Raw genomic sequence first — 23,844 nt, forward strand, 5'->3', positions numbered from 1 at the left:
CTCCATTGACTCCGATTATTTAGCCTTGGCAGCGACCAGCTCTTCCAGTTTGGCCACGGTTGACTGCCAGCGCGGGGAAGCGACCAGCGTTGTCCAGTCCGGTTGTTGGCGCCCGAGCATGTCTGGCAACCTGGGGGATGGGTTAACGTCTGCACTTTCCAGGAAATCCAGCACTTCCAGCGCGCCGGGCCGACTGTTACAAACCAGTACCATATCACAGCCAGCGTGCAGGGCACTGTCAGCCTTCTGCGCATAGCTCCCGGCAATGTCCGCCCCTTTCATGGACAGGTCATCACTAAAAATAACGCCCTCAAATTGCAATTCATCCCGCAGGACAGTCTGCAACCAGAACCGGGAAAATCCGACGGCATTGTCATCTATATTGGGAAATACGATATGTGCCGGCATCACAGCATCCAGCGTATTGCTCAGTTCGACAAAGGGCCTCAAATCCCTATCTCGCAGGGCCTGAAGGGAACGCTGGTCGTAGGGAGTTTCCAGATGGCTGTCAGCCCTGACCCCGCCATGCCCCGGAAAATGTTTGCCAGTGGCAGCCATACCCGCCTCATGCATACCGGCAATAAAGGCTCCGGCAGCCTGAACGAGACAAATGGGATCATCAGAAAAGGAGCGGTCAGCGATGACCTCACAACCCTCTCGGTCCACGTCCAGTACCGGGGCAAAACTGAAATCAATGCCCGATGCCAGCAACTCGGAAGCCATCAGCCATCCGGTATCCCGCAGCAACTGTAGAGCATCACCTCCGGGGAGAAGGTCACCCAATATCTGCATGGGTGGTATCCGCGTAAAACCTTCACGAAAGCGCTGTACGCGACCACCTTCCTGATCAACGCACAGCAACAATTCGGGGCGGATGTCACGTATCTGCGCCACCAATTCCATCATTTGCTTTCGACTGGAGAAATTACGTGAGAAGAAAATAACGCCACCAACCCCCGGGTGCCGCAGAAGGTGCTCCTCATCCGGGGTCAGCACCAAACCTTCCAGATCGAGCATCAACGGGCCAGGAATCATAGTAAAACCTCAAACAACGGGTGACAGGGGAAAAGCAAGCCATTACCGGCCAGAAACCGGGGTAACAGATTAGACAAATTTTTCATTTTGAAAACAACCCGTTATGACAGATGGAACTTAACAGATTACAGAACCATTTTCGGGATAAGAATTAAATGCTTTTCATCACTGAAGTTACATCACTTTTTTAAAAGTGGTCTCATATTTATCCTGTTTGAAGTCTTCATCCCGTCAACGTCCGCTTATCCAAAACAGCTTGCCAGCATAGTGCAGAGCAAGTTCGTTGGTGATACTTTGATTAGTCCTAGAAAAAAGGAAGGGGGTGAATCATGGCTTCACAAGTTCCTGTCATTGGTGCCTGGTATCAGGATGCCGCTGAAGATGAAATTTTCGAAGTCGTAGCCGTTGATGAACACGCCGGATCTATCGAGGTGCAATATGTCGGCGGAGAGGTCAGTGAGATTGATCTCGATACCTGGCAACAATTGTTACTGTTAGCGGCAGAACCGCCGGAAGACTGGCGGGTATCCTATGAACTGAGTAATGAAGACAGCCTCTCGTCAGACGATGTGTACGTGCCAGAGAACTGGAATGATCCCTTGATGGATATTGACTCAGATACGATCTACGGCCTGGATGACTATTGAGCAGAGCTGATCACCTTTTCTCCCAACAGTTATTCGGCAATTTCCTGAGCCTGTAGCATGCGCGCATGCTGCAGGATAATTTTTGCCGCTGATTCAGCATCATCTACCACCGTAAACAGATGCAGCTCCCGCTCAGCAATACAACCATTCGCCAACATGGTGTTTTGAATCCAGTCTACCAGGCCTCCCCAGTAATCACTGCCCACTAGAATAATTGGAAATGGCCTTACCTTGCTGGTTTGCACCAGCGTTAAAGCTTCAAACAGTTCATCAAGTGTTCCATATCCCCCCGGAAAGATGACAAACCCCACCGCATGTTTAACAAACATGAACTTGCGCACGAAGAAATAGCGAAACTTGAGGGACAAATCCAGGTAGGAATTGGGGTCCTGTTCCGTTGGCAGCGATATATTTAATCCCACGGAGGTACTGGCACTGGCGTGACAACCCCGATTGGCTGCTTCCATAATTCCCGGACCACCACCGGTAATGACGGGAATCCCCTCTTTACCCAACAAGCCGCCAAGGCGCTGTGCCTCTTCATAGTAATGGCTGCCCGGTTTAAAACGGGCGCCACCAAAAATGGTCACCGCACTGCCCAATTTGGCGAGCGCCTCAATGCCGTCCACCAGTTCCGCCTGGATTCTCAATACTCGCCAGGCTTCAGGGATTTTATTTTCGTCCATAAATGCTCCTATCAATACTTGCTGGGCCAGACACGTGACTATACCAAGTCCTTTACCAAAGCCTCTGCTAAGTATAGTGTCGTCCGATAAATAACAGGGTGCCACCCGGCCAAATACTGTGTTTTAATACAGGCTATATTAATTTACAGTACTCTATATATTGTTGGCAGCAAGCCTGCCTCTTATTCAGCAGCCGAGGTGACAGCCATGAGCAACCCGTCTTTGACCGCACGCCAGCAACAGATTCTGGACCTGGTTAAGCAGCACATCGAAGAGAGCGGTTATCCCCCTACCCGTGCCGAGATTGCCTCTGAGCTTGGATTCAAATCCCCCAATGCCGCCGAGGAACACCTGCGGGCCTTGGCTCGCAAAGGTGTGATTGAAATGACCTCCGGAGCCTCCCGGGGCATTCGTCTCATTGAAGAAACACCACCCGGCCTGCCGCTAGTAGGTCGTGTCGCTGCAGGTGAGCCGGTATTGGCGATTGAAAATATTGAAGCTTACCTGGATGTGGCAGCCAATCTATTCTACCCACAAGCTGATTATCTGCTCCGGGTGCAGGGAATGAGCATGAAAAACATCGGTATTATGGATGGAGACATCCTCGCCGTACACAAGTGCGAAACCGCTGACAATGGGCAGATTGTTGTCGCCAGAATCGACGATGAGGTCACGGTCAAACGCTTTAAAAAGAGTCGCAAGCGCTACGAGATAATTCTGGAACCGGAGAACGAAGACCTGGAACCGATCCACGTGGACCTGAGAGAGAAAAGTTTTGCCATTGAGGGCTTGGGGGTTGGTGTTATTCGCACCCAGACCTGATCACTGCAAATTACGAAAACCCATACCTGAGCGGGGTTATAAACGGAGTTAGTGGCCCGCTCAAGATCAGTGGAGCACGCGGTCCTTATCGATACGGGGCGATTCAAGCTTCATGTTTTCTGCTCCGAGCTCTTCAAATACTTCGATGCCGGCATCGATCATGACCTTGGCCACATCCACCTTGGCGCTCTCCAGAAATGCTTCCGCATCATCAGAAAAGCTGATCCGGATCAGGGGGGAATCATCATCAGTCCGCTGCAGGGCAATATCCCCGTCGGGCAGGATAACGATTTCAAACAGAGAAAGAGACATGAGGTCTACCAGTAGTGGTGGGAATGTAGTAAAGCGAGATTGTAACAGAGCCGAACCCGGTTATTAACCATCGTCCGGAAAAATTAACTTAGCACTCGAGCATGTGCTGGCGGTGACGTTCAACCACTTCGAGGAAGGCATTGCGCCAATCGGATAACCGCTCTGCCGTGAGTTCCTGGTCATCCTGATCACTGCTGACCTGAACCACCGCTATCGGAGAATGCTGGCTGACCTGCTCTGACTGCACCCGCATCACCTGGTGGCAGGCTGACAATAGACCGCTCAGCCAACTGCCGGGCTGCTGTTCCAGATTAGCCAATTCGCTGGCCTCAGCTGGGTGTTTACCCATGGATTGCAGGGCACTGATCAACGTGTCCACGTCCTGTATCTGTTCCGGCTCCCGGCATTTATAGGTGGCGGCCACTTCCCTGAGATAGAACCGGTAGGATATTTCCAGCTGGAGCAGTACTGACTGAGCCAGTGCAAGGACCTGCAGGCGATTTGTACTCTTCCCCTCATACTCAGCCAGTTGCTCCAGCAATAATGCGCTGAAACAAACGTGCTGGTTCACCACAGACAGGTACGGGTTCACGGCGTGTCTTTATTTCTTGCCTTTGCGGCCATCTGTTTCCTGCCAGCGGCCCTTTTCATAAAAGGCCTTCCAGCCGGTGGGCTTGCCCTCCACCTCCGACTGTACGTACTGCTCTGCCGTCTTGCGACTGTAGCGAACCACTGTGGGCAGACCATCGGGATCTTCTGTCGGGGCACTGAACAGGAAACTGTATTTGGGATCGATTTCCTCGCGATGTGGCAACAGCTCCGATACCAGAGGCGCGCGGGTCTCGCGATGACGGGGAAACTTGCTTGCAGCGAGAAACAGGCCGCTGGCCCCGTCGCGGAGAATGTAATGATCATCGACTTTCTCACAGGCCAGCTCAGGCATCGGCACCGGGTCCATTTTTGGCGGCGCGGGCTGACCATTTTTCAGCAGCTTGCGAGTGTTACTACAGCTCTCATTGGTACAGCCAAAGTACTTGCCAAAACGGCCTGACTTTAACTGCATGTCGCTGCCACACTTGTCGCATTCAATGAGCGGACCATCATAGCCCTTTAGCTTGAAAGACCCGAGTTCTACCTCGTAACCCTCACAATCCGGGTTGTTACCGCAGACATGCAACTTGCGGCCTTCGTCAATCAGGTAGCTGTCCATTGCTGTATTGCAGAGTTTGCAACGTCGGCGCTCCATCAACTGGCGGCTTTCGGCTTCCTCATCCTCATCGGCATTGACGGCCTCGTCCCCTGGCGTTAGATTCAGTGTGCCCTTACAGCGCTCCTTGGGTGGCAGGCTGTAGCCGGAACAGCCCAGGAATACGCCGGTGGTACCCGTGCGAATCATCATGGGTCGACCGCACTGCGGACAGGGGATGTCCGTATGGGAAGGCTGATTGGGACGCATACCGTCATCGGAGGCATCAGCCTTGGCCAGCTTCTTGGTAAAGTCACGATAGAAGCGGTTCAGTACATCTTTCCACTCCAGTTCACCCTGGGCAATCTCATCCAGGTATTCTTCCATGGAAGCAGTAAAACCGTAGTCCATCAGATCGGTGAAATTTTCATTCAGGCGATCGGTAACAATGTCGCCAATTTTTTCCGCATAAAAACGGCGGTTTTCGACCCGCACGTAGCCACGATCCTGGATGGTGGAGATGATGGAGGCATAGGTAGATGGACGACCAATTCCCTTCTTCTCCAACTCCTTAACCAGGGAGGCTTCGGAATAACGGGCGGGCGGTTTCGTAAAGTGTTGCAGGGGAATCAGCTTGTTGAGGCTCATGGCCTCGCCCACGGCCATTTCCGGCAGCTCAATATCGTCCCCTTTCTGGGCCATCGCCGGCTGAACCTTGAGATAACCATCAAAGCGGGTTACACGCCCTTTAGCACGCAGCTCATAGTCTGCGGCTTTGACAGTCAACGTGGTGCTGGTGAATTGGGCAGGGGTCATCTGACAGGCCACGAACTGTTGCCAGATCAGGCGGTAAAGTTTTTTAGCATCCTCTTCCATGCCGGCAAGATCACCGGGGAGGATATCGATATTGGAGGGCCGGATGGCCTCGTGAGCTTCCTGTGCCCCGGACTTACTGCTATAGACATTGGGCTTTTCCGGTAAGTAACGGTCACCGTAGCGTTTACCGATAAATTCGCGGCAGGTGTCCACCGCATCAGCACTGAGGTTGGTTGAATCCGTTCTCATATAGGTGATGTAACCAGCCTCGTAGAGACGCTGAGCCAACATCATGGTTTTCTTCACCCCGTAACCCAGTCGAGTGCTGCAAGCTTGCTGTAATGTCGAAGTAATAAAGGGGGCGGAAGGTTTACTGCTGGTGGGCTTGTCTTCCCGGCCGCTGACAACATACGCGGCATTGTTAAGAGCAGCCAGTGCGGCATCGGTCTGTTCTTTGTTAACGGGTCGGAAGTTGTCACTGCCCTGCTTCTTGACTTCAAATCGAACCTGATCTTCTGCCGCTGTCTCCAGGTCCGCGTGCAGCGTCCAGTACTCTTCGGGTTCAAAGGCACGTATTTCGCGCTCACGCTCTACAATCAGCTTGACCGCCACCGACTGAACCCGTCCAGCAGACAGGCCACGGGCTACCTTGCTCCACAACAGGGGGGATACCATGAACCCGACCACACGGTCGAGAAACCTGCGTGCCTGTTGGGCACTGACGCGGTTGGTGTCGAGACGTCCCGGGTGTTCAAACGCTTCCTTAATTGCCTTCTTGGTAATCTCGTTAAACACCACCCGCTGATAGCTTTCAGGGTCGCCGCCAATGGCCTCCATCAGGTGCCAGGCAATGGCCTCCCCTTCTCTATCAAGGTCCGTTGCGAGATAAATATGATCGGCAGTTTTAGCGAGTTTTTTGAGTTCCGCGACAACTTTTTCCTTGCCGGGCAGAATTTCATAGCGGGCTTTCCAGTCGTTTTCCGGATCGATACCCATCCGCGATACCAGCTGCTCTTTGGCCTTGCGGGCACGATGAGCTTCTTTCTCCTCGGGAGACATTTTCCGGGTTGCGGCAGCTGCTTTGGCGCGCTCTTTCGGGTCCACTGTTTTACCGCTTCCACCAGTCGGCAGGTCGCGGATATGTCCAACGCTGGACTTCACGATAAAGTCGTTGCCAAGATACTTGTTGATCGTTTTGGCCTTGGCAGGGGACTCTACGATAACGAGTGATTTACCCATGAATCTATTAAGAACTCAGTGAATTTGAATGAGTGTACCTGCCAGTTTTAGGGCAAGGACAGCTTTGTAAGGGGGCGAATATACATGCGCGGACAGTAGGTCGGTCAAGGAAATTCTTCAATTTCTTCCTTTTGACTTCCCCTGGAACCGGCACGAATGGCGCTCATTAACACCGATAATTGCTCAGCCATCACGGCCACATCCGACTCCTTTCCGCGCTCCTGCCAATAGATGGAAAGACCGGCAGCACTGGCCTCCAGCCCCTTCACTGAAGCCGGCAAATTGCGGATCACGTCACCGATGGGTACGTCGAGAACAGGGTTCGCCTCACGGCCCAACCATTGCCAGTTAGCCCAGGGAGATGGGTCGCCCCGCCTTGTCTCCGACACCAGCAGCCACTTTTCCATTCGAGGCAAAGGTGTCTGCGGTGTTTTACCGCGCCATGGCAAGGTGTAACTGACATACTCAAGATGTCCTTCACCCTCTCGGGCATCGGGAGGGTTCACCAATCTGATATGAAATCCCTCGCGAGCTGCTGTCTGACGCATGGCAGAAACCAGTTTTTGCCGGGGCGTCTGTCGCAACCACAGCATGGGGGATACAATGATGGCCATGACGAGCGCTATTAACAAATAGGTCATTGTCTGCTACAACTTTTATATCTTTAATGATGATGTGGCAATTGGAGTCGCCTTATGTCCGCCTACAAACACGTCCTGGTCGGCCTGGATCTGCAGCCAGAATCACAGCAAGTCGTTGATCGCGTCAAGTCCCTGTTCTCAGGCAGCGATAGCCAGCTGTCTCTTATTCATGTTCAGGAGCCCCTGTCTTTCGCCTACGGCGGCGATATTCCGATGGATCTCACTGAAGTTCAAAACCAGCTTGAAGAACAGGCCAAGGAACGACTTGCAGCTCTGGGTCTGGAGTTGGGTATCCCCAGAGAGCGTCAACATGTCATTATCGGTCAGCCCTCCCATGAGATGCACCACTTTGCCGAAGAAAATAATGTCGACCTGATTGTGGTTGGCAGTCACGGCCGCCACGGCCTCAGTTTAATTCTCGGCTCAACGGCCACGGGGGTTCTGCACGGTTCGCAATGTGATGTCCTGGCGGTCAGGGTCTGAAAGCTGGCATGGGATGGACCCTGTTCAAGCTTCGCTGATCTGATCTAACATACGCAAACACGACCCTTCCCTCACATTTAAACGGACTCCCAGAATCCCATGGATTGTCACACGGGTAAAAATGCCTTATTCCTTTCGATCACTCTTTTATTTTGCCTTGTTAGCCATATTAGTGTCGCGAAAACACTTTCCCTGGACGAACAGCGCGCGCTCTATCGAGCGGGCAAGATCGCCATCGCCAAGCACGATGAGAGTGAAACCCGCAGGATAATCGCCAATATCGGAGATTATCCGCTGGCACCCTACCTGGAATATCTGTGGTTAAGTGATCGCCTGCGTCAGGCCCGGAACAGCGAGGTCGATGATTTTCTCACCCGGCATAAAGACAGCTCCCTGGCCCGACGCCTGCGCTACCGCTGGCTGGAAACCTTGCGTTCTGGAAACAGGCCGGAAGCGTTTCTTAAATACTACCAGCCGGAATCTGCGACTACAGCGCAACAATGTTATTACCAACTAACACGCATTCGCGGAGATGGCGGAGATAACGCCATAACCGATGCCATACAGTTGTGGAATGTCGGCAAGTCCCAGCCAAAAGGCTGTGACCGGCTATTCGAATTATTGATCAAAAACAATCAGATAACTGAGGAAATAGCCTGGCAGCGCTACACTGCTGCCGTGCTTAACCACCAGTACCAGCTCGCCCGCTACCTGCAGCGTTTCTTTATCTCCGACAAGTTTCAACAGCTGGCCCGCAATTTTTACCAGGTCGATAGAGCCCCCAAAACCATTGGCAACTACCAACTATTTCAGCACCAGGGAAAATTCCTTGAGAATGAAGAAATACACGCCATCGTTATCCATGGTCTCACACACTTGGCACGCCAAGATGCCGTCATCGCCCTGAAACATTGGAATCGTTACCAACAGATCCATACATTTACCGATGAGCAAAAAACCGAGGTCATTTCTGATCTGGTGAAGGGTCTGTATTCACAGGAACACAAAAAGGTGGCCGACGGTTACCTGCTGGAAAACCTCAGTCTTGTAGAACCGGAATTACTTGAATGGCGCGCCAGAAAAGCCATGCGTGAATCCAACTGGGATCAACTCCACGAGTGGATTGCCCGAATGCCGGAATCTCTCAAGGAAGAAGATCGCTGGCTTTACTGGCGAGCCCGCAGTAGTGAACTCGCTCAGGGCAGCATCCTTTCAACAGACAATGATTCTGCCTATCAGGTGCTGTCCCGCGGTCGCAGTTTCTACGGTTTCATGGCCAGTGAGTGGCTCGGCATCGATTACGAGATGGCTTTTCGTCAATCCCCGGTAACCAGTGAAGACATGGAGAGACTGAGCAAGCTTCCCGGTTTGCAGAGAACCAGAGAATTGATCTTCCACGAGGACTACATTTCTGCGCGCCGTGAGTGGTATCACACCAGCCGCAACTTCAACCAACAGCAATGGATTACCGCCGCACATATTGCCAGCCAGTGGCAGTGGCACAATGGCGCCATCACCAGCTTCATCAATGCCGGATTCTGGGACGATATCAACCTACGTTTTCCTCTGGCCTTCAGAGACGTCTTCTACAACCATGCCAAGGCCACCGGCGTCCCGGTTTACCTGTTATTTGCCGTTGCCAGACAGGAAAGCGCACTGGCTCAGGACGCCCAGTCACCTGCCGGCGCCAGGGGACTGATGCAACTAATGCCCGCCACGGCCAAGCAGACTGCCCGTAAAAACAGCATTCGTTATCGCGGCACCCGGGACCTTCTTGAACCCGAAATCAACATTACCCTGGGCAGTCGCTATTACCGCGAAATGCTCGACCGTTTTGACAACAATCGCATTCTCGCCACTGCCGCCTACAACGCCGGTCCACATCGAGTAACTCGCTGGCTGGAGGACACTCAGGGCAAGCTGCCCTTTGACGCCTGGATTGAAACCATTCCCTTCCGGGAAACACGTAATTACGTGCAGAACGTACTGGCCTTTTCCATGGTCTACGCACACCACCTGGATAGCGATGATCGGATTCTCTCTGAGCAGGAAAAACAACGTCAGTTATGACAGAGCTTCTGGTCAGTACAGACCCGCTGGTCGATATTGGGGTCAATCTTAGCAACAGTGCCTTCAGCGATCAGTTGCCGGAGATTCTTCGGCGTGCACAACAGGCCAACGTCCGCCAGCTAGTAATCACCGGCACTTCTGTTCGTGAAAGTGAGCAGGCCGCAGCCATTTGTGAAGACTTTGACCAGGACTTCCCAGGCATGCTGTATAGCACCTGTGGGGTTCACCCCCACGATGCCAAGACATTTGTCGCCGGAACCACCACATCCCAGCTCAGAAGCATCGCTCAGGCGCCGCACGTGGTTGCTATTGGCGAAACCGGCCTAGACTTCAACCGCAACTTCTCTTCCCCCAAAGACCAGGAGAAAGCCTTTGAGGCCCAGCTAGAACTGGCCGCCGAATTATCACTTCCCCTATTCATGCACGAGAGAGATGCTCATCAGCGGCAATTTGAAATCCTCAAACAATACCGGGATCACATCACTGACGGGGTCATTCACTGCTTTACCGGGGACAAAACGGCACTTTTCAACTACCTCGACCTGGATTTACATATCGGGATTACCGGCTGGATCTGCGACGAACGTCGCGGCCTGTCGCTACAAAGCCTGGTCACCAGTATTCCAGACCAGCGTCTGCTTCTGGAAACCGATGCCCCCTACCTCCTTCCCCGAACCATGACGCAAAAACCGAAGGCCAAACGCAATGAACCGGCATTTCTGCCATGGGTATTGCAGACAGTGGCCAAGTGCAAAAGTCAGACAGAGGAACAGGTCGCCCACCAGACCACGCAAAATGCTGTCGCCTTTTTTCGCCTCGCCCAAAAATGATGACTGTCAATATTGCCGCCCCGGTAGCGGCAATCATTATCCCTGCTAAACTGCTGTATTCGTATTCAAGGAAGCATCTATGAAACAGGTTTTTCTGCTGATACTCGGCCTACTGGCATCGACATCCAGCTGGTGTGGCGGCGACCGATCCACCCTTCTGGAGCAGGAGGCAGAGCAGCTTGCCCAGGAGTTTGCGAAGACCCTGAAACCCCAATTAGTAAACGCCATGCAACAGGGTGGCCCTGTTGAAGCCGTCAAAATCTGCGCCACTGCCGCGCCAGAAATTGCCAGGGAGTTAAGTCAGAACAGTGGCTGGCTGGTGAAGCGGGTCAGTCTGAAAGCCAGAAACACATCAATGGCGATACCTGACAACTGGGAAGAAGCCATTCTGGAACAGTTTGATGATCGCCGAGCTAACGGGGAACCGGCGGAGACGCTATCGGCCACAACCCAAACGAACAGCGAGTTTCGCTACATGAAAGCACAGGGTGTCGGGCCACTTTGCCTGACCTGCCACGGCGAAACCGTAGCACCCAATATTAAACAGGTGCTGGACAGCTATTATCCTGATGATCGGGCAACCGGTTATCGTCTCGGCGAAATACGTGGCGCCATCAGTCTTACCCGTCCCCTGTAATCACCAAACATAGATCCACACCATCCTTAATAGAGTCCTGAGCCAAGCCACCCCGAAAATGAATCCACCCATACGCGAGCAGCCATTAAGCAAATGGCAACATCACCACGACTTTCACCATACCAATCGCAGGGGTGAACAGCGCACACGCTACGTACTGATTCTGACGGCAATCACCATGGTGGCGGAAATTTCTGCCGGCACCCTATTTGGTTCCATGGCCCTATTGGCCGATGGCTGGCATATGGGCACACATGTTGCCGCATTCATGATCACCATCTTCGCCTATCGTTACGCCCGCAAACACAATAACAACCCCGCCTACAGTTTTGGCACGGGAAAAGTGGGCGTTTTGGGAGGTTTTGCCAGTGCCGTCGCACTGGCCAGTGTTGCGTTGATGATGCTGATTGAATCGCTGCAACGGCTTGTCACGCCCCAGACAATCCAATTTAATGCGGCCATCAGCGTGGCGGCCCTTGGTCTGTTCATCAACCTGTTAAGTGCTGTGATTCTCAAGGATCACCACGCTCATGACCACGCCCACGGCGTGGGCTCGGATCACGACCACCACGCACATCATCACGATCACAACCTCTACGCTGCCTACATGCATGTACTGGCCGACGCACTGACCTCAGTGTTGGCCATCGCCGCCCTGCTCTGCGGCAAATATCTGGGACTCAACTGGCTCGACCCGCTGATGGGTATTGTCGGTGCAATCATCATTTCCCGCTGGTCATGGGGGTTAGTCAAGCAGTCCGGCCCCATTCTGCTGGACGGCAGCCTTCCCCTTAAGCAACGGGAAGCGATACGTGAAACCATTGAAAAAGATGGCGAGAATCATGTCACAGATCTACATATCTGGCGGGTCAGTGAACACCACTTTGCCGCTATCATCAGCATTGCCAGCACCCATCCCCGAGACGCAGAGTATTACAAGCAGGTTCTGGCCGACTTTGAAGCGCTGGAGCACCTTACTATTGAGGTCAACCCAATTGGTCAGCATACGGAAAACCAGGCGAAACAGGCCTGAAATAACTCTGTTGCCACATCAGGAGACAATAATGATCAGGAAACCTAAAACGCTGTTGTCTTACCTGCTGCTGTTGGCGAGCACCTGTCTGATTCCCTCGGCATCAACTCTGGCTGAGCAACAGGTCATGGAAATCGCTGCTGAAGTTGCGGGAGCCGCACTGTTCAATGAAGCAGAAAAAAGGTTATTTAGTGACTACCTGAGAGACCGTCACTATGACGATCAGGATGAGTACCATCAGGGAAAAACAAAAAAACTGCCCCCGGGTCTGCGCAAGAAACTGGAGCGCGGTGGCGAATTGCCTCCGGGCTGGCAACAAAAGGTCGCCAGGGGTGAGGTACTGGATGCCGATGTCTACTACCATAGCCGGGACCTGCCCGACGACATCCTGAGACGACTGCCCCGGGATATCGATGGCACATCAATCCGCCGTATTGATGACCGTATCGTGCGCATTGTGGATGCGACACGGACTATCTTGGATGTGTTCTATTTAACAAACGGCAGCTACTAGCCCTCCCCAACCGCAGTAAGGAAGCAGGCAATTTCAGGTGGATTCAACCTGATTTGGACATCTGGCCCACCGAAGTGTGCCCACAGCCTAGAGCCCTGATATGGACTCAGGAGTCGACATTATTAACGTCCGGCAGTCAGACCGGGGCGTGAATCCACGTAGCTCATCATGTCTTCAAAGGACGGAAAGATTCTGTCCCTGCCCAGAGTATCCAGGGTACCCAGCCTTGCCAGACTCTGTTCCGTTTTCTCAGATAATCCCACCACCAACACATCGCGGCCATTGGCCATCTCTGTTTGAATCAGCTCATCGAGAATCATGGCGGTCGAGGTGCCGACCAGGAGCGCGCCCGTCAGGTCAAAGATCATGGTCTGATGCGACATCTGGCTGGACAGGCGTCGCCTGAGCCCCCGACCCACACCAAAACTCAGCGGCCCCTTGAGTCGCAGCATCAACAATGCACCCTGCTGAGACTCCAGCCATAGCTCTTCAGTTGGCCTGCCCTGTTCACTGGCATTGGTGCCATCGGTGAGGTGCACACTGTCCAACTGGATACTGGTCAAACGCTCCACCGTAATCAGATTTGACAGGAAAACCCCCACCAATACGGCTGTTATCAGGTCGACAAATACCGTAAGGCCAAGCACGAGCAACATCAGTGCGACCGTATTCATGGGCAACTTGCCGAGACGGCGAAAGAAAGGCCAGTCGATAATATCAAGACCCACCTTGATCAGGATGCCCGCCAGCACCGCCAGTGGCACATGGGCCGCATACTTGCCTGCACCCATCATCACCACCAGCAAAACCAACGCGTGTATTGCCCCTGAAAACCCGGTCTTTCCCCCAGCGCGAATATTCACCACCGTGCGCATGGTTGCCCCGGCCCCTGGCAGTCCGCCAAAAAAACCTGCCAGAGTATTACCAACGCCTTGGCCAATCAGCTCACGATCAGAATCATGCTGCTGCTTGGTCATGCTATCTGCCACCAGGGAGGTCAACAGCGAATCTATGCTCCCTAGCACCGCCAAGAGCACCCCGGCATAAAGCAGCTCACCCAACACGTCCAGATTGATGACAGGCCAGTGCAGCGGGGGGAAACCTGTGGGTATATCGCCAATAATGGCAATGGCTTCCGGAGGGAACCATAGCGCAACCAGGGTACCTGTCAGTAGCGCGACCAGTGGTCTGGGCAGCCAGACATTCCATCGAGCTGGCCACAAATACACGACGGCCAATGCCAGCCCCCCTAACGCAAGTTCCTGCCAATTGATGGCTAGCAGCCAGTCCGGCAAACTCACCAGTGCAGCCATCAGCGAAGGGGTGCCTCCATGACCCAATAGCGGACCCAGCTGCAGGATAATAATGATGACCCCGATACCAGTCATAAACCCAGAAATCACCGGATACGGCACCAGAATAAAATATTTACCCAACCTCAACAGACCGAAAGCGATCTGAAATAGCCCGGCAATAATCACGGCGGTAAACCCGAGGTAGAGCCCGGTTTCGGGATATTTCGCCTGCATGGAAGTGAAAACTCCTGCCATCACTACCGTCATCGGGCCAGTCGGCCCGGATACCTGGGAGGGGGTACCACCAAATAATGCAGCAAAAAAACCCACCAGCACCGCGCCATACACCCCTGCCACGGGCCCTGCCCCGGAGGCCATACCGAACGCCAGCGCCAGTGGCAACGCCACCACGGCCGCTGTCAGACCGCCGGTAAAATCGGTTCCGATATGACGGAATGACAATTGGTTAAAGCGAGATTGACTGGACATGGCAACCCTCGGTGGAGGTACTAATTCAACCCAACAATACTAACAAGATTGCCAGATGGTGCCCGAGAGCGGAATGCCGAATTTCTAGTAAATGTTATGAATATTGAGCAGACGACGCACCTGACCGGCACTAAACGGCCAGCCTTTTTCCCGGCCATCGGGAGTGGCCACCACGGGAATACGAATACCGTATAGCGACTGCAATTGCTCGTCGGTCGCGATATTGACTTCATGCAACTGCCAGCCCTCTTCGTGGAGAACGGGGAACAGTAATGCCTTGGCCTGCTCACAGAGGTGACATTGGGGGCCGCTGTAGAGGGTTAGCACTTTCTCCATCAGCCATCCCCTTCCCGATGACGAATTAACCAGCAGTTGTGAATTTTCTGATTGCGTTGGAAGTCGGGGTCAAAGGTCTGCGCAGTGATATTTTCCACCAGATAATCCGCTGTCACACTGTCACTCAACTCAAATTTTCGGTAGTTATTGGAAAAGACCAGGGTGCCACCACGGGCGAGAATAGCCATCGCCTGTGCGATCAGGCGCGGATGATCCTGTTGAATATCCAGCACGCCCTCCATTTTCTTTGAATTGGAGAATGTCGGCGGGTCGAGAAAGATCAGGTCAAACTCGCCCTGGCCTTTGGCCAACCAGTCCAGACAATCTGCACGCATCAGCTGATGGCGCTCCTGGTCGAGCTTGTTGAGCACAAAATTGCGACTGGCCCATTCCAGATAACTGTTGGACATATCCACGCTGAGGCTACTGGCTGCACCTCCCAGCGCCGCGTGTACCGTGGCCGCTGCGGTATAGCAAAACAGGTTCAGGAAACGTTTTCCCGCGGCCATCTCGCCCAGCAGACGGCGAACCGGGCGGTGGTCGAGAAAAAGCCCCGAGTCGAGATAATCACTGAGATTGACTTCAAATCGACAGGAACCCTCCGTGACCACAAATACGCTGCCATCACGCTGGTTGCGCTGTTGACGTGACTTCACCGGTTGGTACTGGCTGTCACCCTTCTGTCGACGCCGCTCCTTGAAAAATAGCTTGCCACGACTCCCGGGATAGAGGCTCAACAGTGCCTGGCGAACTTCACTGAGATGGCGATTGGCCTGCTCTTCATCGATCTTTGCCGGGGGCGCGTATTCCTGAACGTGAATGGCCTCATCGTAGATATCCACGGCTACGGCATACTCCGGCATGTCCGCGTCGTAGAGGCGATAACAGCTGACACCGGATTTATCCAACCACGGGGCCAACTTGCGGGCATTCTTTTTCAGACGGTTGGCAAACATCTGCGCCCCATCACTGAGGCTTTTCTGATACGGCGAAGTTTGCGATGGCTGCTCATCTGTCACGCTGCGCAGCTGAAACAGCAACAACTGACTGGGGATGGTGCCATTAAAAAACTGATACTTTTTTTCTGCCCGCAGACGCAGCTCACCGGCAAGATCTGCATTACCGGTAATCACCGCCAGCCGCCAACCGGGGCACTCCCGCTTGGCCACTTCACCCAGTGTCTGATAGAGGGGGCGAAGCTCTTCCATATCACCCCAGCGTTCGCCGTAGGGCGGGTTGCAGATAATCAGGCCGTTATCAATTTCCCTGTGGGTAGGTTTCTTGAAGGCCTGAATGGGCTTGGCCATTACCCGCACCCATTTCTCCAGGCCGGCACAGGCAATGTTTTCCTGGGCGGCACTTACGGCGCGGGTATCTTTATCGTAGCCACGAATTTCCGGCAACTCTTTTGCCAGCCCTTGCTCACAGCGTGCCAACGCCTCCTGACGTAACTCCTGCCATAGATCCGGTTCATACTGCTTCCAACCGTGAAAACCAAATTGCTCGCGGTTTAAACCCGGGGCGATATCGGCAACCATCATCGCCCCTTCAATCAGCAGTGTTCCACTGCCACATAAGGGGTCAAGCAGTGCACCACCACTGGCCGCGATTTCTGGCCACCCGGCCCTCAGCAACAACGCTGCGGCCAGGTTTTCTTTCAGGGGTGCAGGCACCATGGCTACACGATAACCGCGCTTGTGCAGGCTATCGCCGGAAAAATCCAGGCTGATGTTGGCCTGATCCTTGGCAAGCCGCACATTGATACGCAGATCGGGGTGTTTTAAATCCACATTGGGCCGCGCTGAGTAATGACTCTGCAACCGATCCACGATCGCGTCCTTTACCTGTTGGGCGCCAAACTTGGTATGGCGAATCGCATCGTTGGTACCGATAAAATCCACGGCAATCGCTTCATTGGGCGTTAGATGCTCCTCCCAGGGAATAGCTGCCACACCGCGGTACAGATCATCGGCACTGTCGACGGGGGTTTTATCCAGCGGCATCAGGATGCGATTAGCCAGTCTCGACCAGAGACAGGCGCGGTAGGCGAAGGCCATATCCCCTTCCGCATAGACTCCAGCTACCGTTTCACGGGTTTTTACGGCACCCAGCTCGGCCAGTTCACTGGCTAACAATGCTTCGAGACCTTTAGGACAGCTGGCAAACCACATAGTCATCATTATCTACTTTAATCCTAATTTTGCTGAAGGGCCCGTATTCAGACAGTCTCGCCTTCAAGATGCAACCGGCTGATTACTTAGCGTAATTAAAACCCATTGCTTATAGACAAATAAAATCCTCGACAGCTGTGCCCAGTTTTGATGAGATAGACCGGCTGTACGAAAAAAACTAACAGGCCACAGCCAGTATAGAAGTCGGCAGTAGTGGCTCAGGAATGAGGAGTTCATGTCCTATGAGAAGACAAAAACGCGATTCATCCCACCGTGCATTTATTAAAGGATACCAAGCTGGCATCAGCGGCAAAAACAAATCTACATGTCCCCATACAGAAGAAACATCCCTCGCTCAGGACTGGTTTAACGGCTGGCGCGAAGGACGCGAAGATAACTGGAGTGGCTACAACGCACAAGCCTGTCAACAAAAAGTCATTAGTCTATAAAAGAAAAACAAACTAACAATTTCTCCCTTGGGGTTAACAACCCCTCATAAAGCCCAAAGGGCTTTGAAGCGGAGGCGGAGGCAAAAGCCTCCCTCCGCTTCCACCAACCACTCATCCCCCACTACTGTAACAAGTTACTAAACGGCACAGACTGGGGGTGAATCCTGCCGGTTTTCTGTGGACTGCACCAGATCCAACAATTCGCGCAATGCCACTGAGAACATGGCAAAGTCGTACACCGGCGCGGTGTGAAGCTCTTTCATCATATCCTGCCAGCGTTTGATCAGAGGCGATTGGGCCGCTTTCCAGATATGTATCACATTGTCGATATCTTCCATGACAGCAATATCTTTCAGCAACGTACCCGCCAGAGAACGCCGTTGGTTTTCCAGGTCATCCACAAACGACTCCCGAGCAAAATCTTCCCAGCGACTGGCAGGTTCAAGGTGCACTATCTGCTCGGCAAACCATTCCAGGTCCAGCTCAACACTGATTTTGTAATACAGCTCAAGCACCAGCCCCACCGGTTTGTCGCTGCTTGCTGCGAGGTCAACAATACCAAATCCGAAAAACAGGAAGTTGGAGCTGGACACCAGCATAGCCACTTCTTCCTGAACCCCCTGTTCAACCAGGCGGGTAACTTCAGCTTGCCAGCTATTCTCCTCTTCCCCCCAGGCAAACAACGTCGGTAACAACAATTGCAGCTCGGCGAGTTTCGGGCCAAGGGTTTTTACTTCTTTCCCGGGGTTCAGACAGGACCGGCGGTTGCGCAAGACCCAGCGGGAAGCACGCCGACCCAGACGCATCAGGGCATAGAACAGTTCGAATTGCACCTCTGCCGGCACCTGGTAATCGAGCTGCTCCACTCGGTGCCAAAAATGCTGTAGGTGGAGGATGTCCCGCACCACCACATAGGCTCTGACCACGTCATCAACGGTGGCCCCGGTGGAGGCTACCTGGCGGAGAAAATAGTTGACCCCCATCAGATTGACGATCTCATTGACGATCTGGTTGGTTATGATTTCACGCCTCAGGCTGTGGTGCATCACCTGTTCGGGGTAATCCTTCAGCAAGCGCTTGGGAAACGCCCCCTCGATGGCTCTGGCGACATAGGAATCTTCTGCCGCATCAGATGCCAGCACCTGTTCCTTGATGAGAATTTTGGCGTAAGACACCAACACAGACAGTTCCGGATGGGTCAGCCCCACCGAACGTTTCACGCGATCCTTGAGGGTCTCATCATCCGGCAGGAATTCCAATGCGCGATCAATTTTTCCAGCGGCCTCCCAGTCGGTTAGGGTGCGCCAGTACTCAGAGAAGTTAGTCACGCAGCGATAGTGTGCCAGACTGATAGCCAAGGTCTGCCGGTAATTGTTGTTGAGTACCAGATCCGCCACCTGGTCCGTCATGTCCACCAGCAATTGATTACGCTGCTTGGTGGTGAGGTCCTGGGACTGAACCAGCTCGTTGAGGAGAATCTTGATATTCACTTCATGGTCTGAGCAGTCAACGCCACCCGCATTATCGATAAAGTCCGTGTTGCAGGCGCCACCATTGAGGGCAAATTCAATACGCCCCCGCTGAGTCATACCTAGGTTGCCCCCTTCACCAAACACACGACAGCGCAATTCCCGGCCATTGACGCGCACCGGGTCATTAGCCCTGTCCCCCGCCTCCTGGTGACTCTCTGTCGATGCTTTGACGTAAGTACCAATGCCTCCGTTCCAGATCAGGTCCACGTCGGATTTCAGCAGCTCATGAATCAGCTCATTGGGTTTTAGGGCAGTCGCGTCCAGGCCAAAACGTGCTCTGACCTCTTCGGAAAGTGGCACTGATTTCGCCGATCGTAAATAAACGCCGCCACCTTTTGAAATCAACTCCGGGTTGTAGTCCTCCCAGTTCGACCGGGGCAAATCGAATAACCGTTGTCGCTCGCCAAAGCTGAGGGTGGCATCCGGGTTGGGGTCGAGAAAAATATGCTGGTGATTAAATGCAGCCACCAGGCAGATATGCTCGGAACGCAGCATGCCGTTGCCAAAGACATCGCCCGCCATATCGCCGATGCCCACAACGGTAAAATTTTCTTTCTGGGTGTTTAGGCCAATCTCCTGAAAATGCCTCTGCACAGAGACCCAGGCCCCACGGGCAGTGATGCCCATTTTCTTGTGGTCATAGCCGAATGACCCCCCGGAGGCGAAAGCATCTCCCAACCAGTGTCCGTACTCCAGGGAGATGTCATTGGCGTAATCGGAGAAGGTGGCTGTCCCTTTGTCGGCTGCGACCACTAGATAGGGATCGTCGTAGTCCCGGCGCACGACACAGGGCGGCGGAACAATCTCCCCGCCGACAATATTGTCCGTCAGGTCCAGCAATCCACGAATGAACAGTCTATAGCAGGCAATGCCTTCCTCAAGAAATGCTTCTCGACTGGGATTTCGCGGCATCTGCTTGGCGACAAAACCGCCCTTTGCCCCAGTGGGTACAATCACGGCGTTTTTCACCTGCTGGGCTTTGACCAGACCCAGCACCTCCGTGCGGTAGTCCTCAAGCCTATCCGACCAGCGCAGCCCGCCCCGAGCGACTTTTCCGGCCCGCAGGTGCACCCCTTCCATACGAGGGCTGTAGACGAAAATTTCAAACATCGGTCGCGGTTCAGGAGCGTCACTGATCTCCCGAGGGGCCAGTTTGACTGAGATGTAAGGTTTGACGGCACCCTCCGCATCCAACTGGAAGAAATTGGTGCGCTTGGTAGCGTTGATTAGTTGCAGGTAACTGCGTAGCACCCGGTCGGCATTGAGATTGCTGACCTGATCGAGCATGTCGGTGATTTTTTCATTAAGACGCTCGGCCCGCCCGTACTCATCGCCGTGGGATTCCAGTAATTTCGGATCGAACAGACAACGAAACAGAGCCACCAGATTACGCGTCAATTCCAGATTCGTTGCCAGCGTATCGGCAATAAAATCCTGGCTGAAACTACTACCCAGTTGTTTCATGTAGCGGCCGTAGAGTCGTAATAACGCCACAGTGCGCCAGTCGAGCCGCGCTCCGACCACCAGGTGGTTGTATCGGTCATTTTCTGTATGCCCAGACCAGACCGCGGAAAAAGCGTCTTGAAATGCATTGCGCACCAGCGACACATCGACATCCACGTCCAGACCAAAGCGCAAGGTAAAATCGTGCATCCAGATTTCACTACCCTGGTGAGGCGTAATCTCGTACGGGTGCTCACCGAGCACACGAAACCCCAGGTTTTCGAGCATCGGCACCAGCTCGGACAGCTCCAGCTGCTCGGCGCGGTGGAACAGCTTGAAGCGCATAACATTTCGTTCCGCACCGAGCGGCTGGTAAAAACTGGTGGCAATCTGCCCTTCCCGCTCCAGCCCATGAAACAGGTCAATATCGTGAATGGCTGAACGATGATCAAAATGGTCACGGTAGCTGGCGGGAAATGCATTGCGGTAGGTACTGGCCATATTCCGGCCCAGCTCCTCGCCCCAATGTTCCAGAGCAGCTTCTTCCAGATCATCTCCCCAGTCCTGGGTAAGAGAAACAATATGACGTTCAAGATCGCGCTGATTGACTTCCCGGTAGCGGTCCGACTCGATCTTGAGCACAAATTGGGTTCGCGCCAGTATGGATTCCGAAAAACTGGTGTTGAATTCACACTCCTCAGCGCCAAACTCTTCCTTGAGCACTTCTTCAATATGGGTGCGGATGGAGGTCCGGTAGACGTCTCTAGGCATGTAAACCAGGCAGTTTACAAACTTTTCAAACGGGTCGACGCGCACAAAGAGTTTGACGATACGTCGCTCGTTGATCTGCCAGACACCCACCAGAGTGGCGTAGAGTTCATCGGCTGAAGAGTGGAACAACTCATCCCGGGGATGCACCTCGATCAACTGCCGCATTGCCTTGAAGTCGTGGCTGCCGGGCGGAAACCCGGTTCGATCCAGGACCTGTTGTACCCGCTGACGGATCAGCGGAATCTGGAAAGGGCTGGCATGATAAACAGCCGAGGTATACAGCCCCATAAACAGGTACTCGCCCACCACATTGCCCTGACGGTCAAAATGTTTCAGCACGATAAAGTCCGCGTAGGCCTGCCGGTGTACTTTTGAACGGCAGGACGACTTGGTAAACGCCAGCGGTGCATCTCCTTCATAAAATGCTTGGATACCACCGCTCATTGAAGACAGAGGCGTCTTTTCGTCCCCCAGGTGGTGTCGCCTGAAGATGCCTAATTGCTGTCCCTCCTCAGCCCTGAGTAACGGATTATTCCGGCCTTTGAGAAGTTTAAATTCCGCCACACCATGAAAGATAAAAGCGCCGTCACGCAGCCATTCCAGAAAACTGGCCAGCTCATGGACATCCTCCTCTGGCAGACCGCCCGGATTGGCGCGGACTTCAGTGATGACCTTGTTGACGCGCTCCGTCATAGGTTGAAAATCATCCGTGACAACTTCCACATCCTGCAGCACATCAACAATGTCATGCTCGAGGGTTTGCAGGGTTTCCGTGGAGGTGTGCAGATCGATATCAATAAAGATCAATGCTTCAGGACGGCTGTTGGGGTCATCTGCGGTGGCCAGCAAATCCAGTAGCTTGCCTTCCTCATCCCGTACCACGTTCAACAGGGTGCTTTTAATAACCTGTACGTCAATACCGATCCGATTAAGCAGAATTCGTACCGAATCAACCAGGAAGGGCATATCCCGCTGCAGAATAAAAATGGCTGTTGCATCATTAACCCAACCGTCCTCTTCCAGGGACGGGTTGAACACCCGAACTTTTGGCCTCAGGATGTCCCGCTTATTGTTGAACAGGTAAAGGCTGTGAACAAACCCCTCAATGTCCTCAATACGCTCCTCGGCCAACTCCTCTATGGGAAACAGGTCAAAGAGTCTGTGGGCAAAGGGCACCAGCTTTTTTGCCAATGCCGGAGAATAATGTTTATCAAACAGTTCCTCTAACCGAGTGAAAAAATCACTCTGTGAAAGCACCTGCATGAAGCCTCCCTTTTTTCATTATTGTCAGGATAGTAGTCGGCCATTATGAACCGAGTTTCATTATCACTGAACTTCATTTACTCCCTACAGTCTAGGTTAACTTCGCAGGAATGCTCCTGTTTGGGTTAACTGCTCACAGGCATTACAATTCATCGCCTTATATCATCGAGAAGTATCAACAGCATGACGCACCAACAAAAAATTCTGCAACTCCGTGATTTTCTCAACAACCAGATTGTCGGCCAGCCACACCTGGTTGAACGACTCATTATTGCCTTGCTGGCAGACGGCCACCTGCTGGTGGAAGGCGCGCCAGGGCTGGCAAAGACCAAAGCCATTAAGACCCTATCAGAGGGCATCAGCGGAGATTTCCACCGCATTCAGTTTACCCCCGACCTCTTACCGGCAGACATCACCGGCAGCGATATCTACCGCCCTGAGGACGGCAGTTTTCAGTTTCAGCCCGGTCCTATCTTTCATAACCTAGTGTTAGCCGATGAAATCAACCGGGCTCCGGCCAAAGTGCAGTCGGCCCTTTTGGAAGCGATGGCAGAACGACAGATCAGTGTCGGTCGCAGCACTTACCCCCTACCAAAGCTGTTCCTGGTCATGGCCACCCAGAATCCCATCGAACAGGAAGGCACGTATCCGTTGCCGGAAGCACAGATGGATCGGTTTCTGATGCACGTGAATGTCGACTACCCGGCAGCAGAAGCCGAACGGGAAATTCTCAAACTGGCTCGCAACGAAGCGTTACAGGCGCCAAGTGCAGGTATTGAAGAAGTGTCCGAAGAAACTCTGCTTGATGCCCGTAAAGAGGTGCTGTCAGTTCATATGGCAGAACCGCTGGAGGAATATATTGTTCAGTTGATTCTGGCCACCCGAAACCCCGGGCAATACGGTGAGGACCTGGGCAGTTGGCTGGAATACGGTGCCAGTCCGCGGGCCACCATTTCCCTGGACCGCTGTGCCCGGGCCAGTGCCTGGTTGAATAACCGCGACTATGTCTCTCCCGACGATGTGCGCAATGTCGCCCACGATGTACTGCGTCACCGGTTGATACTCAGCTTTGAGGCAGAAGCCAGCGGCATCACCGCCGACCATGTGATCGATACGCTGATTGCCAACGTACCTTCTGCCTGAT

General features: G+C 53.4%; 20 protein-coding genes. 10 read left to right on the forward strand and 10 right to left on the reverse strand.

The annotated features are described in order from the left end of the window. Nucleotides 1-15 precede the first annotated feature (15 nt). The gene (gene nagZ, locus Q8A57_RS09525; protein WP_305170871.1) at nucleotides 16-1,035 is read right to left on the reverse strand and encodes a beta-N-acetylhexosaminidase; all 1,020 of its coding nucleotides are present in this window, start codon (nucleotides 1,033-1,035) and stop codon (nucleotides 16-18) included. A 329-nt stretch (nucleotides 1,036-1,364) separates the two neighbouring features. Between nagZ and Q8A57_RS09530 the strand changes: the two genes are divergently transcribed. After that, nucleotides 1,365-1,682, forward strand: coding sequence for a DUF6763 family protein (locus Q8A57_RS09530; RefSeq protein ID WP_305170872.1), 318 nt, complete (start codon nucleotides 1,365-1,367; stop codon nucleotides 1,680-1,682). Nucleotides 1,683-1,711: 29 nt separating this feature from the next. On the opposite strand, the gene Q8A57_RS09535 is transcribed toward Q8A57_RS09530, so the two are convergent. Continuing rightward, the gene (locus tag Q8A57_RS09535; RefSeq protein ID WP_305170873.1) at nucleotides 1,712-2,368 is read right to left on the reverse strand and encodes an LOG family protein; all 657 of its coding nucleotides are present in this window, start codon (nucleotides 2,366-2,368) and stop codon (nucleotides 1,712-1,714) included. A gap of 207 nt (nucleotides 2,369-2,575) precedes the next feature. On the opposite strand from Q8A57_RS09535, the gene lexA reads away from it, so the two are divergent. Continuing rightward, nucleotides 2,576-3,190, forward strand: coding sequence for a transcriptional repressor LexA (gene lexA / locus Q8A57_RS09540; protein WP_305170874.1), 615 nt, complete (start codon nucleotides 2,576-2,578; stop codon nucleotides 3,188-3,190). A gap of 66 nt (nucleotides 3,191-3,256) precedes the next feature. Here lexA and Q8A57_RS09545 read toward each other — a convergent pair whose 3' ends face one another. The 4 genes from Q8A57_RS09545 to Q8A57_RS09560 form a co-directional block, all read right to left on the reverse strand. Next, nucleotides 3,257-3,502 carry a hypothetical protein gene (locus Q8A57_RS09545; protein WP_305170875.1) on the reverse strand — a complete coding sequence of 82 codons (246 nt, stop codon included), beginning with the start codon at nucleotides 3,500-3,502 and terminating at the stop codon, nucleotides 3,257-3,259. An 88-nt stretch (nucleotides 3,503-3,590) separates the two neighbouring features. Continuing rightward, a complete protein-coding gene (locus Q8A57_RS09550; RefSeq protein ID WP_305170876.1) occupies nucleotides 3,591-4,094 on the reverse strand; it encodes a DUF6586 family protein in 504 nt (167 codons plus the stop codon). Nucleotides 4,095-4,103: 9 nt separating this feature from the next. Then, the gene (topA, locus tag Q8A57_RS09555; RefSeq protein ID WP_305170877.1) at nucleotides 4,104-6,743 is read right to left on the reverse strand and encodes a type I DNA topoisomerase; all 2,640 of its coding nucleotides are present in this window, start codon (nucleotides 6,741-6,743) and stop codon (nucleotides 4,104-4,106) included. A gap of 104 nt (nucleotides 6,744-6,847) precedes the next feature. After that, nucleotides 6,848-7,357 carry a hypothetical protein gene (locus tag Q8A57_RS09560; RefSeq protein WP_305170878.1) on the reverse strand — a complete coding sequence of 170 codons (510 nt, stop codon included), beginning with the start codon at nucleotides 7,355-7,357 and terminating at the stop codon, nucleotides 6,848-6,850. 81 nt (nucleotides 7,358-7,438) lie between these two features. Between Q8A57_RS09560 and Q8A57_RS09565 the strand changes: the two genes are divergently transcribed. The 6 genes from Q8A57_RS09565 to Q8A57_RS09590 all read left to right on the forward strand — a co-directional run bounded on the left by Q8A57_RS09565 (nucleotide 7,439) and on the right by Q8A57_RS09590 (nucleotide 12,951). After that, nucleotides 7,439-7,867, forward strand: a complete 429-nt coding sequence (locus Q8A57_RS09565) for a universal stress protein (protein ID WP_305170879.1) — start codon at nucleotides 7,439-7,441, stop codon at nucleotides 7,865-7,867. 99 nt (nucleotides 7,868-7,966) lie between these two features. After that, nucleotides 7,967-9,937, forward strand: coding sequence for a transglycosylase SLT domain-containing protein (locus tag Q8A57_RS09570; protein ID WP_305170880.1), 1,971 nt, complete (start codon nucleotides 7,967-7,969; stop codon nucleotides 9,935-9,937). Then, nucleotides 9,934-10,767, forward strand: a complete 834-nt coding sequence (locus Q8A57_RS09575; RefSeq protein ID WP_305170881.1) for a TatD family hydrolase — start codon at nucleotides 9,934-9,936, stop codon at nucleotides 10,765-10,767. Before Q8A57_RS09570 ends, Q8A57_RS09575 begins: the two co-directional genes overlap by 4 nt. Nucleotides 10,768-10,846: 79 nt before the next feature. Next, nucleotides 10,847-11,404, forward strand: a complete 558-nt coding sequence (locus Q8A57_RS09580) for a Tll0287-like domain-containing protein (protein ID WP_305170882.1) — start codon at nucleotides 10,847-10,849, stop codon at nucleotides 11,402-11,404. A 58-nt stretch (nucleotides 11,405-11,462) separates the two neighbouring features. Beyond that, on the forward strand, nucleotides 11,463-12,437 hold the full coding sequence (gene dmeF, locus Q8A57_RS09585) for a CDF family Co(II)/Ni(II) efflux transporter DmeF (RefSeq protein WP_305170883.1): 975 nt from the start codon (nucleotides 11,463-11,465) through the stop codon (nucleotides 12,435-12,437). Between the two features lie 31 nt (nucleotides 12,438-12,468). Beyond that, entirely contained in the window at nucleotides 12,469-12,951 is a 483-nt protein-coding gene (locus Q8A57_RS09590) for a hypothetical protein (protein WP_305170884.1), read from the forward strand. A 122-nt stretch (nucleotides 12,952-13,073) separates the two neighbouring features. Here the strand turns inward: Q8A57_RS09590 and Q8A57_RS09595 are convergent, their stop codons facing one another. The 3 genes from Q8A57_RS09595 to rlmKL all read right to left on the reverse strand — a co-directional run bounded on the left by Q8A57_RS09595 (nucleotide 13,074) and on the right by rlmKL (nucleotide 17,251). Continuing rightward, on the reverse strand, nucleotides 13,074-14,735 hold the full coding sequence (locus tag Q8A57_RS09595) for a SulP family inorganic anion transporter (protein WP_305170885.1): 1,662 nt from the start codon (nucleotides 14,733-14,735) through the stop codon (nucleotides 13,074-13,076). An 84-nt stretch (nucleotides 14,736-14,819) separates the two neighbouring features. Beyond that, nucleotides 14,820-15,071 (reverse strand): glutaredoxin family protein, encoded by a 252-nt coding sequence (locus tag Q8A57_RS09600; protein WP_305170886.1) that lies wholly within the window; start codon nucleotides 15,069-15,071, stop codon nucleotides 14,820-14,822. Next, the gene (gene rlmKL, locus Q8A57_RS09605) at nucleotides 15,071-17,251 is read right to left on the reverse strand and encodes a bifunctional 23S rRNA (guanine(2069)-N(7))-methyltransferase RlmK/23S rRNA (guanine(2445)-N(2))-methyltransferase RlmL (protein ID WP_305170887.1); all 2,181 of its coding nucleotides are present in this window, start codon (nucleotides 17,249-17,251) and stop codon (nucleotides 15,071-15,073) included. Before rlmKL ends, Q8A57_RS09600 begins: the two co-directional genes overlap by 1 nt. A 233-nt stretch (nucleotides 17,252-17,484) precedes the next feature. On the opposite strand from rlmKL, the gene rmf reads away from it, so the two are divergent. Next, complete coding sequence (rmf, locus tag Q8A57_RS09610; RefSeq protein WP_305170888.1) at nucleotides 17,485-17,691, forward strand: ribosome modulation factor; 207 nt, start codon at nucleotides 17,485-17,487, stop codon at nucleotides 17,689-17,691. A 137-nt stretch (nucleotides 17,692-17,828) separates the two neighbouring features. Here rmf and Q8A57_RS09615 read toward each other — a convergent pair whose 3' ends face one another. Further along, nucleotides 17,829-22,700, reverse strand: coding sequence for an NAD-glutamate dehydrogenase (locus Q8A57_RS09615; RefSeq protein ID WP_305170889.1), 4,872 nt, complete (start codon nucleotides 22,698-22,700; stop codon nucleotides 17,829-17,831). Nucleotides 22,701-22,883: 183 nt separating this feature from the next. On the opposite strand from Q8A57_RS09615, the gene Q8A57_RS09620 reads away from it, so the two are divergent. After that, nucleotides 22,884-23,843 carry an AAA family ATPase gene (locus Q8A57_RS09620; protein WP_305170890.1) on the forward strand — a complete coding sequence of 320 codons (960 nt, stop codon included), beginning with the start codon at nucleotides 22,884-22,886 and terminating at the stop codon, nucleotides 23,841-23,843. Nucleotide 23,844 lies beyond the last annotated feature (1 nt).

The sequence above is a fragment of the Porticoccus litoralis genome (assembly GCF_030676955.1).
Taxonomy (GTDB): Bacteria; Pseudomonadota; Gammaproteobacteria; order Pseudomonadales; family Porticoccaceae; genus Porticoccus; species Porticoccus litoralis.

What these genes read in the sequence shown, in the direction of transcription:
- Q8A57_RS09560 (WP_305170878.1), bottom strand. Translation starts at nt 7,357, where the DNA reads ATGGCCATCATTGTATCCCCCATGCTGTGGTTGCGACAGACGCCCCGG.
- dmeF (WP_305170883.1), top strand. Translation starts at nt 11,463, where the DNA reads ATGAATCCACCCATACGCGAGCAGCCATTAAGCAAATGGCAACATCAC.
- Q8A57_RS09615 (WP_305170889.1), bottom strand. Translation starts at nt 22,700, where the DNA reads ATGCAGGTGCTTTCACAGAGTGATTTTTTCACTCGGTTAGAGGAACTG.
- Q8A57_RS09570 (WP_305170880.1), top strand. Translation starts at nt 7,967, where the DNA reads ATGGATTGTCACACGGGTAAAAATGCCTTATTCCTTTCGATCACTCTT.
- Q8A57_RS09600 (WP_305170886.1), bottom strand. Translation starts at nt 15,071, where the DNA reads ATGGAGAAAGTGCTAACCCTCTACAGCGGCCCCCAATGTCACCTCTGT.
- Q8A57_RS09545 (WP_305170875.1), bottom strand. Translation starts at nt 3,502, where the DNA reads ATGTCTCTTTCTCTGTTTGAAATCGTTATCCTGCCCGACGGGGATATT.
- nagZ (WP_305170871.1), bottom strand. Translation starts at nt 1,035, where the DNA reads ATGATTCCTGGCCCGTTGATGCTCGATCTGGAAGGTTTGGTGCTGACC.
- Q8A57_RS09530 (WP_305170872.1), top strand. Translation starts at nt 1,365, where the DNA reads ATGGCTTCACAAGTTCCTGTCATTGGTGCCTGGTATCAGGATGCCGCT.
- Q8A57_RS09580 (WP_305170882.1), top strand. Translation starts at nt 10,847, where the DNA reads ATGAAACAGGTTTTTCTGCTGATACTCGGCCTACTGGCATCGACATCC.
- Q8A57_RS09575 (WP_305170881.1), top strand. Translation starts at nt 9,934, where the DNA reads ATGACAGAGCTTCTGGTCAGTACAGACCCGCTGGTCGATATTGGGGTC.
- Q8A57_RS09535 (WP_305170873.1), bottom strand. Translation starts at nt 2,368, where the DNA reads ATGGACGAAAATAAAATCCCTGAAGCCTGGCGAGTATTGAGAATCCAG.
- Q8A57_RS09595 (WP_305170885.1), bottom strand. Translation starts at nt 14,735, where the DNA reads ATGTCCAGTCAATCTCGCTTTAACCAATTGTCATTCCGTCATATCGGA.
- Q8A57_RS09565 (WP_305170879.1), top strand. Translation starts at nt 7,439, where the DNA reads ATGTCCGCCTACAAACACGTCCTGGTCGGCCTGGATCTGCAGCCAGAA.
- topA (WP_305170877.1), bottom strand. Translation starts at nt 6,743, where the DNA reads ATGGGTAAATCACTCGTTATCGTAGAGTCCCCTGCCAAGGCCAAAACG.
- rlmKL (WP_305170887.1), bottom strand. Translation starts at nt 17,251, where the DNA reads ATGATGACTATGTGGTTTGCCAGCTGTCCTAAAGGTCTCGAAGCATTG.
- Q8A57_RS09590 (WP_305170884.1), top strand. Translation starts at nt 12,469, where the DNA reads ATGATCAGGAAACCTAAAACGCTGTTGTCTTACCTGCTGCTGTTGGCG.
- rmf (WP_305170888.1), top strand. Translation starts at nt 17,485, where the DNA reads ATGAGAAGACAAAAACGCGATTCATCCCACCGTGCATTTATTAAAGGA.
- Q8A57_RS09620 (WP_305170890.1), top strand. Translation starts at nt 22,884, where the DNA reads ATGACGCACCAACAAAAAATTCTGCAACTCCGTGATTTTCTCAACAAC.
- lexA (WP_305170874.1), top strand. Translation starts at nt 2,576, where the DNA reads ATGAGCAACCCGTCTTTGACCGCACGCCAGCAACAGATTCTGGACCTG.